8 protein-coding genes are annotated in these 12,354 nt (G+C 46.0%); all 8 read right to left on the bottom strand.

Annotated elements, in window-relative coordinates:
- Positions 1 to 138: 138 nt before the first annotated feature.
- The 8 genes from MHI48_RS11065 to MHI48_RS11030 all read right to left on the bottom strand — a co-directional run bounded on the left by MHI48_RS11065 (position 139) and on the right by MHI48_RS11030 (position 12,264).
- Positions 139 to 1,422 (bottom strand): extracellular solute-binding protein, encoded by a 1,284-nt coding sequence (locus MHI48_RS11065; RefSeq protein ID WP_235193818.1) that lies wholly within the window; start codon positions 1,420 to 1,422, stop codon positions 139 to 141.
- A 352-nt stretch (positions 1,423 to 1,774) separates the two neighbouring features.
- A complete protein-coding gene (locus tag MHI48_RS11060) occupies positions 1,775 to 3,544 on the bottom strand; it encodes a sensor histidine kinase (protein ID WP_036670305.1) in 1,770 nt (589 codons plus the stop codon).
- Positions 3,545 to 3,562: 18 nt separating this feature from the next.
- Positions 3,563 to 5,110: a response regulator transcription factor gene (locus MHI48_RS11055; protein WP_036670302.1), complete on the bottom strand. Its 1,548-nt coding sequence runs from the start codon at positions 5,108 to 5,110 to the stop codon at positions 3,563 to 3,565.
- A gap of 271 nt (positions 5,111 to 5,381) precedes the next feature.
- A complete protein-coding gene (locus MHI48_RS11050; RefSeq protein ID WP_405143953.1) occupies positions 5,382 to 8,450 on the bottom strand; it encodes a X2-like carbohydrate binding domain-containing protein in 3,069 nt (1,022 codons plus the stop codon).
- 404 nt (positions 8,451 to 8,854) lie between these two features.
- Positions 8,855 to 9,736, bottom strand: a complete 882-nt coding sequence (locus tag MHI48_RS11045) for an SMP-30/gluconolactonase/LRE family protein (protein WP_340032453.1) — start codon at positions 9,734 to 9,736, stop codon at positions 8,855 to 8,857.
- 12 nt (positions 9,737 to 9,748) lie between these two features.
- Positions 9,749 to 10,414: an SGNH/GDSL hydrolase family protein gene (locus tag MHI48_RS11040; RefSeq protein WP_405143951.1), complete on the bottom strand. Its 666-nt coding sequence runs from the start codon at positions 10,412 to 10,414 to the stop codon at positions 9,749 to 9,751.
- Between the two features lie 84 nt (positions 10,415 to 10,498).
- Entirely contained in the window at positions 10,499 to 11,287 is a 789-nt protein-coding gene (locus MHI48_RS11035; protein WP_405143949.1) for an alpha/beta hydrolase, read from the bottom strand.
- 143 nt (positions 11,288 to 11,430) lie between these two features.
- Complete coding sequence (locus MHI48_RS11030; protein ID WP_100529367.1) at positions 11,431 to 12,264, bottom strand: AraC family transcriptional regulator; 834 nt, start codon at positions 12,262 to 12,264, stop codon at positions 11,431 to 11,433.
- Between the last annotated feature and the right edge of the window lie 90 nt (positions 12,265 to 12,354).

Raw genomic sequence — 12,354 nt, 5'->3', positions numbered from 1 at the left:
TTTCACAGTATGGCTCCTCTCTCTCCATGGAACATGGGTAGAACCCACGGAGCCCCTCGCCATATCCGGTTCGACTTGCGCCGGACATAGGAGATGGCTCCGATGTTTCCTAGGGTTCTATAAGTTACCTTGGGTATCTTAGTTTAATTGTGCTTCAGCTTGTTTTTGTGCATCAGCCAGAACGTCATCGATTGATTTACCGTTCAGGAATGCTTGCATTTCTACTACCAGAATATCTTCAATGGCATATGTGTTGATACCATAGTTTACGCTTGGAATTTCTTTCGTCCAATTTGCAAAGTCTGTGAAGATTTTTTGTCCGCCGAAGTACTCGTCTGCTTTGGCATACGCGTCACCATCAACTGCTGGTTTGTACGTACCAATTGCGCCGATGTTGTTCAACAGATCTTGATACAATTGTTTATCAGAACCAAATGTTTTTGCTACAAAATCAGCTGCTTGATCTGCGCCAGGAACGTTGTTCATAACATACCAAGAGCTACCACCCAAGTTGGATGCGTGAACAGAGTTTGCTTGACCAGCCATTTTCGGTATTGGAGCTACAGCCCATTTACCGGATTGGGAAGCTTCTTGACGTACAGATGGTGAGAACCAGTTACCTGTAGGAATTGTTGCTACGCTACCGTTATTGGCGTTGGCAACGAATTGACTCCAGTCAGAGTGCAATTTAACAATGTTGGCATCCATCATTGCTTTGTAAGTAATAAACGCTTCTTTCAGAGCAGCATTATTAGCAATGTCAGGTGTTTTACCATCTTCTGCGGAATACCATTTACCTGCAGTTTGGATCATCATACGAATCAAACCAAGGTCATTCGGGTCAAGAGAAAGAAGCTCTTTACCTGTTTTAGCTTTTACGTCTTTACCAATTTGGATGTAGTCATCCCAAGTGATGTCTTGCAGGTCAGCTGCTTTGTAGCCAGCTTGCTCCAGCAGATCTGTTCTGTAGTACAAACCAGCAACGCCGGAGTCAAATGGTACTCCGTATTGTTTACCATCAAACGCTGTTGGTCCGAGTTTGTAATCTGCAAAATCGGAAGCCGTGATACTGGAAGACAGATCTTTGAACGCATCAGGATATGCATTCAGGAAGCTTTGTGAACGATAGTCTTCAATCAGAACTACGTTTGGAAGACCACTGGCAGTTCCGGAGTTAAGACCTGTGTTCAGTTTCTGAATGATATCAGCTTGAGCGTATTCAATGATGTTAATTTTCACATCAGGATTTGCTTTTTGATATGCTTCTTTTGCTGTTTCCATTGCAGCTACGTTAAAAGCTTTGTCCCAAGCCCAGACCGTAATTTCGTTTGTTTTTTCGTCACCACCACTAGCGGATTTACCTCCGCCACCGGATGAACATGCGGACAACAGCAGTACTGTAACGAGCATCAATACCCACATTTTTTTCAAAACATTCAACTCCCCTTCGACCTCTTTGTGTGTAATTTGTTTACGTTTTCTGAAAGCGGTTGCTTTCGATGTATTCATCTTATCATTCCCATATCTCCATTCGTTAGTAATAATTTTGTACGGATTTGTCATCTTATTGCCACAATGAAAACCTTTACAGAAACCGCTTGCATTAAATTTAGTTTTTTGTAATTTCTTTTGATTTTGTAATTTCTTGATCTTGAAATAGTACAAAAATGATTTCACCCGCTTTACCTCTGACACGTGAAAATCCCCCGACTCTGTAGAAAACAGAAGCGAGGGATCTCGATTTTAAGTGTATTTAATGGAATCGGGTTTCGATTCAACTCGTGATTAAAGGTAGTGTAACGGTGACTCTCGTTCCTTCCCCAACCGTACTCATAATGGTGACACCATAAGGTGAACCATATAATAACTCAATACGGTCATGGACATTGCGAATCCCGATCCCACTGAATAGTTGACGATTGTTCTTTGGATTGGGCAACGTTTCTCCCATGACAAGTCCTTCAATTCCATCCCCGTTGTCCATAATCTCACAGATGAGTGATTCTCCCGCTCTGGAAACCATGACATGAATCGTACCCGTTTCTTTCTTGATGAATCCATGGAAAAATGCATTCTCGATAAACGGCTGGATCACCAGTTTGGGTACATGATAGTGTGTACAATCCGGAGCAACGTAGAAAGCTGCTTTAATCCGGCCACCATATCTGACGTGATTAATGAAGACATAATTTTTCAAATTCTCGACTTCTTGTTCCACTGTAACCGTCTGACTCACATCACTGATCGTATTTTGCAGCAATCCAATTAATGCATTAATCGTCTCCGCAGCCCTGTCTTTGTTGCCTTGTTGCACCAGAACTTTGACAGATGCAAGTGTATTGTACAAGAAGTGAGGATTAATCTGACTCTGTAATGCCGCAAGCTCTGCATTCCGTTGTTCATGCTGTGTCTGTACTAACTGATCCACATAATCATGCAGTTCATCAAGCATGTAATTGTAAGCATGACCAAGCTGCCTGCTCTCGTAGCTTCCGCTCACCGGAATATAGTTGTCCAGATCACTTTTTGTAATGTTGGACATCTGCTTCACAAGTCTGCGCAGTGACTTGGTAATCTGGCTGGTGATGAGAAACACAAGGATGAGTGCCCCCACAACGATAGCTGCACAGATCAGGGCAACCGTCTTCATGTCGATAAGTTGACCCATCGCCAGATCCTTATCCACTACATTGACAATATAAAACCGATAGAACGGTAAATACTCGGATAACACAACGCTATCCTGATCCATCACACGAGCATTAATACTTCTCGGAGAGTTGTTGTTCATATCCCGGGCATACGATAGCAAATCCAGCTGAGTTGTTCCGATCCAGTCTTCACGATTCGATGATACAATCTCACCTTTTTCATTCATAATGACCACATCATTGCCACGACTTGTAAAACTGCTGTAAAATTGCCGGAATATGTCTTCTCTCATCGTGACATAAAGCGTACCGTATATCCGGCTGCGTGTTCGGTCCGTCAACGCTTTCGTCGCAGAGATCATCTGCTGACTCCCAAGCGTTGCCTCGTTTTGGTAAACATCAAAGATAAGACGACTCGGCGTCTCAGCGGCTTCCATCGTAATTGGCTCCTGCTTCAATTCATCCACGGACAACTGAAGGTGAGCACGATTCGTGGAATAGCTCCGTCCATTAATTCCGATAATTGTTATCCCGACTTCGTAGGATTCTGTGATGGATTGAATTCGATCCATCGTTTCCCTCATATTATAGAAGGATTTGGCCATCGTGAGGGAATCGGCATCTCCTTCGGACAGGAATCCTCGGATCGATCCACTCTGCGTCACATTATTCGATACGGCAGCAATGGCCTCATTAAAGGATTCAAAATTTGTTTTGATCTGATTAAGCACCTTGGAGTTGGTGATACTGAACGTCTCAGTAAACAGATTGGTTGACATGTGAATGGTCGTCCATAAGATGAGTACAGAAACGAGGACAATACTGACCACCATAACCAGAAACAACTTGGGAAACAATCCGAGACGAGATAATTGGTTCATCCATTTCTTCATGATCTTATCCTTCTGACTTTATGCCCAGAATTTGCGCCGGTATCGGCTTGGTGATAATCCGGTGAATTTTTTGAATACTTTGCAAAAGTAACTATGATCGGAATAGCCTACCATACTGCTAATCTCAGAGATCGTTACATCATCGGATCGGAGCAATTCCTCGGCTTTTTCAATCCGAATTTTATTTAAGTATTCATTAAATCCTTCTTTTTTGTGAGATGAGAAATAACTGGATAAATACGATGGATTAAAATGAAAGTGCTTGGCTACTTCAGCAAGCCCGAGCGGCTGATCAAAGTGATCATGCATGTAATCCAGCAGCATCTTCATGTTGGGATCACTTCGTTTTCCACCCGCACCAACGGTACACTCCTGAACTTCCGTCATGAATTGGTCAAGCACAGTCATGACTTCGTCCAGACTCGAAGCGCCGTCCACATTTTTAAAATACGTATATTTGCTCTCTTCCAGCCCGGCAGACTGAACATCCATATCCGCGAGGGTAATGGTCACGTTGAAGATCAAGTTACCGAGAAATGATTTGATCTCAAACACGTCGGCAATATAATCCCGTCCAAGTGTTTTTGCATGATCCTGTAAATACTCCCTTGCCGCTTCGACCCGGTTACGCTTCACATGCTGCAAAAACATATTCACATTAAACTGGTAACCTGCGGAATGCATTGGAGGCAGTTCACCATACACCAGGATTGGTCGATCCTTATAATAGAAACGATATTCAATCAGCTTAATCAGGCGTTCCCGGTAAACAACACCCATCTGTTCAAATGAAGTAAAGCTTTCACTAAGCACCCAACCAGGACTGTCTTCTCCTGTTGCATTTTCACTGGCCAACTGTCTGATCCGTTCAAGCATCCATTCATCTCTCGCAGGATCGACATTAAGAAGCATCACAGGTAATGTACCCTCTGCGGGAACCATTGCACATTCTACTTCAGGCAGATCACAGCGGAGCTTGGACTCAATCTGCTCCTGATCCATCTTCAGTGGATTCCCTCCAGCACCCACGGGTTTATACACAAGCAAGCGAAAGGATTCATACGGAAAGGTATCTCGAATGATCGGCATTTCGCTATCTTCATCCAGTGTAAATCCGGACAGCATCTTCTCCATCAGTTGCCCAAGTCTCCAGCCATCGTGCGACGGCTCGAACTGTAATTCCGGAATTTTACCCGCTGTGCGTTGAAGGACTTGCAATAATTCATTTGTATCCAGCTTGGGTTTCAGTATATAATCGGCTGCCCCGTGCTGAAGCGTTGAACGTACATACTCGAATTCACTGAAGCTGCTAAGTACAATAACTTCAATCTGCGGATTACTGGCTTTTAGTGTACGGACAAACGTTTCCCCATCCATGACAGGCATGACAATGTCGGTGATCACAATATCCGGTTTTAACAGGTTCACCTGCTGTAATCCTTCTTCACCGTTGGAAGCTTCACCCACAATGATAAATCCTTCCGCTTCCCAGTTCATATGGTGCTTTATGCCCTGTCTTACCAGAAACTCATCGTCAACAATCAGCACCTTGCACAACCGGTTCATGATCGCGACCCCCTTGTCTAATCTTTCCTCTATATCTGTACAGGCTATACCAACTATTATATATCGGTTATAAACACTTTCCAGTGTTAGCGGTTACATTAATTCTAAATTAATTGTACATCTTTTTATATCCTAAAACGATCCTTTAAGCAATGGTAACTATCTATAGTTTACACTATATTTCGACAAAATAAGAAGCCCCGACTCGCCATTTGATCATCTGGCGAATCAGGACCCCTATTTCAATCCTTTATTTCGTTAAATCACTCACTTATGGTTCAATTCCCCATTGGAGACTTCCCGCGATATAACCAGTGACTTTGGACCAGTCCGTATAGGAAGTCTGACTACCTGCAAAAGAATAATCATCCGTTTGCGTATAGTTGGTCCAATTGTTCTTGGAGATGCGCGTATGGATTTCTGTGCTTTGTCCTGCATTCAGAGTTCCAGCGGAAGCTATGAATCCAATCTCAAGCACGTGGTCAGCACCTGTCCGAACCGGATTGAGTGCACTGAACGTGCCTGTTACATTCGCACTGCCAGCAGTCGCCCAGTCAGCGAAGAAGTTCTGAGGCTGTTCGCCGTTTATCGTGTAATAGTATCTGATCTTCACATCAGACAGATTCAAGGCTGTAGTACCTGTGTTTGTCAGTTTGAATTTGGGACTAATCGAGCTGCCCGTCGCTGAAGTGTTACTGTTAAACATCTCAATGCGTATGGTTCCAACAGGTGCAGCTGTTGTGTCTTTAATGAGCAGATTCAAGGTCGCAGGAGCACCTGCGCTGAATTGAAAGGTTAGCGTCACTGCGCCATTGGGAAGTGAAGCCAAGTAGTTTTTACTTAATACGACCTCATTGCCTGTCAACGTGTAATCTGTACCTGAAACCAGTGTTGCATTCCCGTTGCGAATGGATGCAAGTGTATTGCCGTTAAGTGTTAACGTGACTGGAATATTAATCTGATTGCCTGCTTTGCGATCAAATTCGGCTGTAACCGGTGTAATCGCAGAGTTGGTCACTGGAGTACCTCCGCCATTGTTACCTCCAACACGGTCAGCATACAAAATTCCGCGGCCATTTGTTCCGAGATATACTCTTCCATACAAACGCGGATCACCCGTAATTGTAGTTACACGAGCATACTGATGCTGATCATCATTGATACGAACCCAATTGGCACCACCGTCATCGGAGCGGAAGAATCCACGTGTTCCATCGATCTGTGCAACCGTGTATAACGCAACAACACTCTGCCCAGGGGCCGCTTTACCAAATCCGATACTGTCTGCTTCCTCTACATTGGCAAGCTTCGTGAATGTTGCGCCTGAATCCGTAGAATGCCATAATCCGTAAGGACCTTCTTCCTCACTACCACCTGCAAACCAGAGTTCACCTTCAACACCTGGAACGGCATCCAGATCGGCATTTCCTTCCATCGGAAGTCCGGTCGCAGATGTTGCCGTGAAAGTAGCACCACCATTCACACTCACATAGATTTTACCCGCTGCAAATCCATAAAATTTGTTTGGATTGACACGATCCGAAATCACTTTTGCCTGTGCAGGTATGCCCGTACTTGCCGTCCATGAATTGCCGTCAGTCGAATAATGTACGCCTTTATCTGATGTGCTCCATACGAGTCGGTTACCATTCGCAGAGATGGCTACGGTCCCTCCTCCGGTTGTGCCGGCAGGTTCTGCATTAGCCTTATACCACGTAGTACCTCCGTCACTGGACAAACCCATGGATTTTGCATTTGGATCAGCAGCATAATCTGCTTTACCTACGCGAACCATCGTATTTGGACTTAACTCTGCAAAATCCAGACTTTCTGTGGAAGGATAGTTCGGGCTCGTAAATATGGTAGCTGGAGCCTGGTCCAGATTGTTATGACGGAATCCGGAGACATCTCCCAATCCGCTTATCAAATGTGCACCACTTGGCGGGCTGACCAGATCCAGTACGGCAATCTCCTCAACCCCCTTCGCCATCACTGAAATATTGATTTTTTCATCATCATCCCAGTCTGTCAGGTTCTTCGTTCCATAGATCGTAGCACCTGTTCCATACATCATGCGATCCGAATCAAACGGATCAATCTCCAGATCACCGATCATCCAGCCCAGTTTTGGGGTTGTTTCGGGTGGGGCAGGATTGGTGCCAAATGTGAGCCATGGCGCTGCCGAAATATCCTGTGTATAACGTAACTTCCGGTTCGGATATCCTTCAAATTCCCATATGCGTGTCCATGTCGCTCCGCCATCTGTACTCCGGAACAAGGTGGCATCCGGCCACCAGGAATTTAATGTCGCAACCATCAATGTACCGGGATTCTGTGCATCAACAGCCAATCCGCCATATCCAAAATAATTATCCGTGCTACTGCTTGGAACAGGGCTGATGTTGGTCCAGACACCTGTAGACGTATTCAGTTTCCACACGTCACCTTTTGCCCCATCATAGGGTCCAACACCATCGCTGTACGTAATATAGAGGCTTCCGTCTGAATCAAACACACCATGATGCGGAATATAACCTGTAGGTTGACCAGCAACAGCTGACCAGGTCAGGCCGCCATTTGTGCTGCGATATACGCTTTGATCTTTATCCGCAACACCCACATAGATTGTCTGGGTTGCTTGCCCTGCCGAACCTGTTGTTTTGTCAAATGTAATCCATGCCAGACCTACGATGTCACTGGTATATTCATTCGAAGGATCTTGCACATAATTTCCCGGATTCGGGAAGCTTGTGACTTCGTTCCAAGTCACACCGTAATCGGTACTTTTCCATAACCCATGACCACTTCGTGCACCGAAATACAGAATACTGTTATCATTTGGGTCCACGGTCAGGCGTTCTCCCATTGAACGTCCCGGCATGTTGCCGCCCACTTTGAACGGAAGTGTTGTGGTTTGCCATGTATCTCCCCGGTCCGTAGAGCGCAAGATGGAGCCATTATTTTGGTCCCACGAATTCGTATACGTCCCAACTGCCATATACACCCGATCGGGATCAACCGGGTCCGTAGCCAGTGCGTCCACACCATTCTTGTTCCAGTCATCCCAGCCGACAAAATCCGTTAAGGGTATCCACCTCTCGTCAGCCGCATTCCAGCGATAGGCCCCCCCGATATCTGTACGGGCATAGATCAGATCCTTTTCCGACTCGTTGAAAATAATGCCCGGTACAAACCCGCCTCCTGCACCCGTCACCACATTTTTCCACTCATAGGCTTCACTTGGTGCCGCCGCTGTTGTTCCAGCAAGTCCTCCCAGCGAGGCGGTTACTACAGCAACCGTCAGGCTCATCATTCGCAATTTCCCCATAAACGTTCTCATATTAACTTATCCTCCTCTTCTACTTCGTTACTGCATTTCGGTCTATCCCCGCTGTCTCATCGTGCTGATGATGGCGTGCCAGACGAATCAATGCAACCCTTGATACAAGAAGCCTCACCCCCTTCCAGTCATATTGTTAAGCGCTTACATAATTGTTCTTGATTCGCGGTTATCTGGATAATACTTTCAATAAATAACATTCGCTGGCAATCTCCAAACCCCTCTGTCGAAATTCCGATTTTTGTAAAATATTTTCAGTGTTTAAACAGGTTTATACAACAAAAAAAGATGCTGTTAGAACAGCACCTTTCGACATTTTATATAAGAGTAAAAAAATGGAATCGTTTCTTTCCTGGCAAACCAGGCAGAGGTTCACTAAGGTTCACTACATAATTGGCACCTGTTTATTGCTGGCTACCATAAGTGTGAGTCTCCTGCCCTTTAACGCCCGGTCTGATGACAAAAAGTGAGCCCGCATCCGGTGTCTCTTTCAAACGTTCTTCCTTAATCCCTATACGTGCTGTTGTAATGTATAACTCTTCGAGATCCGGTCCACCAAAACAGCAGGATGTTACCTGATCTGCCGGCACCTCGATCTGTTGCAACAGTTCTGATGTATGCGGGTTCCAACGAGTGACTCTTCCTCCGCCCCAGTGCGCAACCCACAGCATGCCCTCACGATCAACCGTCATCCCATCCGGAAAACCAAATTCCTCCGGTATGTGAATGATACTTGTCCGATTTTGTATCGTACCTGCCGTCAGATCAAAATCAAACCGGTCAATAGAACGTGTCGGGGTATCAATGTAATACATGGTCTGCCGATCCGGACTCCAGCCCAGACCGTTGGATGTAGACACACCTTGTACCATTGTGCGAACGGGTTGCCCTTGCTCCAAACAATACAATGATCCGGCTTTGCTCTCATTATTCATGCTCATCGTGCCTGCCCAGAAGCGGCCCTTCGCATCACATTTTCCATCATTAAAACGATTGGTATCCTTATCTTGTTCAGGGTCTTCAATAGCCTGCAGCTCACCCGTAAGCAAGTGATACGTATGGAATCCACTGCGTAAAGCAACCACAACTTCGTCACCACGATAGGGAACAACAGCCCCGACATGTTCACCGACATCATAAGCCTGATCCTGCCCTGTAGCTGGATCATACACATGCACCTTGAAGCTTTCAATATCTACCCACAACAATCGATTGTTCTCCGCATCCCAGCTTGGACCTTCCCCCAGTAATGCCGGGGTTTGTAGTGCTACAGTTACGTCGCTCATGCCCTCACGTCCTTATTCAGATTTGACGCCGCCTGACCATTCGAATCCGATGGCATCCAAGAATGCTTTGGACAATACCATATGGCCCGTTGCATCCGGATGTACCCGGTCATAAGTCAGCACAGACGTATAGAAATGATCCCAAAATGGAGCAAATGCAGTCTGTGTATCCACATACACTGCATCAAACTCATTCGCTACCCTGCGTACCGCTTCTCCGTAGATATCCATCGTTGCCCGCATCGGGTCTTCCGGATTGGCCTCAAGATAATAAGGCGTCATTAGTACCAGACCTTTCAGGTTGGGACGAACCGAAGCCACCAGTTCACGCAATGTGGATTCGTATTCTTCAAGAAACACATGTGAGTCTGTTGACAATGGATTGTCGAACTGACGCCATACATCATTAATGCCGATCATGATCGTCAGCCAGTCCGGTTTAAGGTCAAGCACATCACGATCCCAACGCTGTTTCAGATCACGAATCGTATTTCCACCATTACCCACATTCTGGACACGCAACATCAATTCAGGATAGATGGACCGCAAGAGGGCATAGACTTGCGCTACGTAACCATGGCCCAGACCTGAACTGCCTTCGCCTACAGGATGTTCCCGACCACAATCTGTAATCGAATCCCCGATAAACAGAAGCTTGTCATTTTTTTGAAATTTCATCGTCATTTTCTCCTTCGCTCCAAGGCGCTAATATACGGATTACTCGATTGGTTAGGACCGTTCACTTGCTATCAGCCAAAAAAATTACCAGCCTTGATTCTTGAGCCATGTGAGACACAGATCTGACCATACCCGAACCGCGTGGTTGTCCTCAGCCAATCCAAGTCCATGTGAGCCTTTCTCAAAAACGTGCAAGTCATAGGGGATGCCATGCGCACCCAATGCAAGTGCGTAACGCAAGCTATTCTCTACAGGCACTGCCTGGTCATCGCTGGTATGCCAAATGAACGCTTCAGGAGCATCCGCTCTTACCTGTTGCTCCGCACTGAAAGCCTTGATCTGCTCGGCAGAAGCGTCAGGCCCAAGCAAATTCTCACGGGAACCGGCATGTCCATAGGACTCCATCGTAATGACCGGATAACAGAGAATAACTCGGTCCGGGCGTGAACTCTGGCGTTCGATGAGGTCCTCATGATCCGGTTGTCCCTCGTCATACAGCGTTCCCAGTGTTGCTGTGAGATGTCCGCCTGCGGAGAAACCAAGTACTGCAATCTTGGCAGGGTTGATGCCATACTGCTCAGCATGAGCACGAACATAACGTATGGCACGCTGACCATCTGTTATCGGTGCAGGATGCTGGTGAGGCGCCACCCGATAATTCAGGACAAATGCACTTATACCTGCACGGTTCAACAATTCCGCTATTGGAGCACCTTCATGATCAGCCAAAAATCCATAGCCGCCCCCTGGACATACAATGACAGCGCTCTCGGAACCGGGCTGAATAAATGGAATCAAATGTGGCATCTCGTCTTCATGACCCTGGGCTGCATAAGGTGCAGCATGATCCCATAAGGGTATAGTTGTTGTCATCTTCAATAATCCTCTCCAAGTAGAACGGATACATGGGTCCGTTTAAACGTTTTCGAATCTCAGGAATCGATACCATCATAACGGTAATGACCCTAACGCATCAATACCTTCCTGGCATCACTTTTTGATCATTTGGGTACATGTTAGTACAAATTACGGAACTGTTCAGGAGTCACCCCCTCAATCCTGCGAAAAGTTGCTACAAAATGGCTTGCATCTCGAAACCCTACCCTAACTGCAGTCTCCCTAATCGTCAGGGCGGTATCCCCGGTCATGATTTCCTTGGCTTTGCGAATGCGCAGCAAAATGAAATAACTGTAGGCTGTCATGCCAAAGGACTGTTTGAACAAGGTGTTCAGATGTCTGGATGAGATTCCCGTGACGTCAGCCATATGTTCGAGACCAATCTCAGGATTCGCATAATGCTGTTCCATGAATGCAATGAGCGGAGCGAGTCTCTCCACGGCATGAGAGATCGAAGACCGATTGCCGGTCATGCCATGTTTTTTGAGCAAAATCAGAAATCGATATATATCCGCTGACGCCTCGAGTCCCGACAAATCCTGATCACTTCTGATCGAATCCAGCACTTCCTGGCCGTAATCATTGAACGGACTGCTCTGCTCCCACTGATGCAACGCTGCTTCACCCAAACTAAGTGACTCCAAGATTGCCGGACACTGGGAACCGCCAAATGTAATATAGAATGTCTCCCACTCTCCTTGGGCGCGCACATATTCATGCGGTTCATTCGGCGGAAGCAAAATACCTGATGCTTCCCCCAGTACGACCGTGGACCCGGCAAACTTGAATTCTCCGGCTCCCTTTACTGTCTGAAGCCAATGGTAACAGGGATACCCCACAGGTCTGAACACCTTCTCCTGATTGCCGTTATAACCTAGGCTCTCAATATAAAGGGGCAACGGCTGATCACGTGATGTCATGAAATATCGTTGATGTCGGGGGGAGATAAACATGGGATGCCTCCTTGGTTATAAGCTGAAATACACTTCCGTATTCTTATATGAGTCATTACTTTTATTATATTTTAAAAGTCATATGTATCA

Source organism: Paenibacillus sp. FSL H7-0942 (assembly GCF_045040715.1).
GTDB lineage: Bacteria > Bacillota > Bacilli > Paenibacillales > Paenibacillaceae > Paenibacillus > Paenibacillus amylolyticus.
This window is presented reverse-complemented; position numbering and strand designations above follow the sequence as displayed.

Coding starts and splice junctions, on each gene's coding strand:
- MHI48_RS11065 (WP_235193818.1), bottom strand. CDS start 1,422: ATGTGGGTATTGATGCTCGTTACAGTACTGCTGTTGTCCGCATGTTCA.
- MHI48_RS11060 (WP_036670305.1), bottom strand. CDS start 3,544: ATGAAGAAATGGATGAACCAATTATCTCGTCTCGGATTGTTTCCCAAG.
- MHI48_RS11055 (WP_036670302.1), bottom strand. CDS start 5,110: ATGAACCGGTTGTGCAAGGTGCTGATTGTTGACGATGAGTTTCTGGTA.
- MHI48_RS11050 (WP_405143953.1), bottom strand. CDS start 8,450: ATGAGAACGTTTATGGGGAAATTGCGAATGATGAGCCTGACGGTTGCT.
- MHI48_RS11045 (WP_340032453.1), bottom strand. CDS start 9,736: ATGAGCGACGTAACTGTAGCACTACAAACCCCGGCATTACTGGGGGAA.
- MHI48_RS11040 (WP_405143951.1), bottom strand. CDS start 10,414: ATGAAATTTCAAAAAAATGACAAGCTTCTGTTTATCGGGGATTCGATT.
- MHI48_RS11035 (WP_405143949.1), bottom strand. CDS start 11,287: ATGACAACAACTATACCCTTATGGGATCATGCTGCACCTTATGCAGCC.
- MHI48_RS11030 (WP_100529367.1), bottom strand. CDS start 12,264: ATGTTTATCTCCCCCCGACATCAACGATATTTCATGACATCACGTGAT.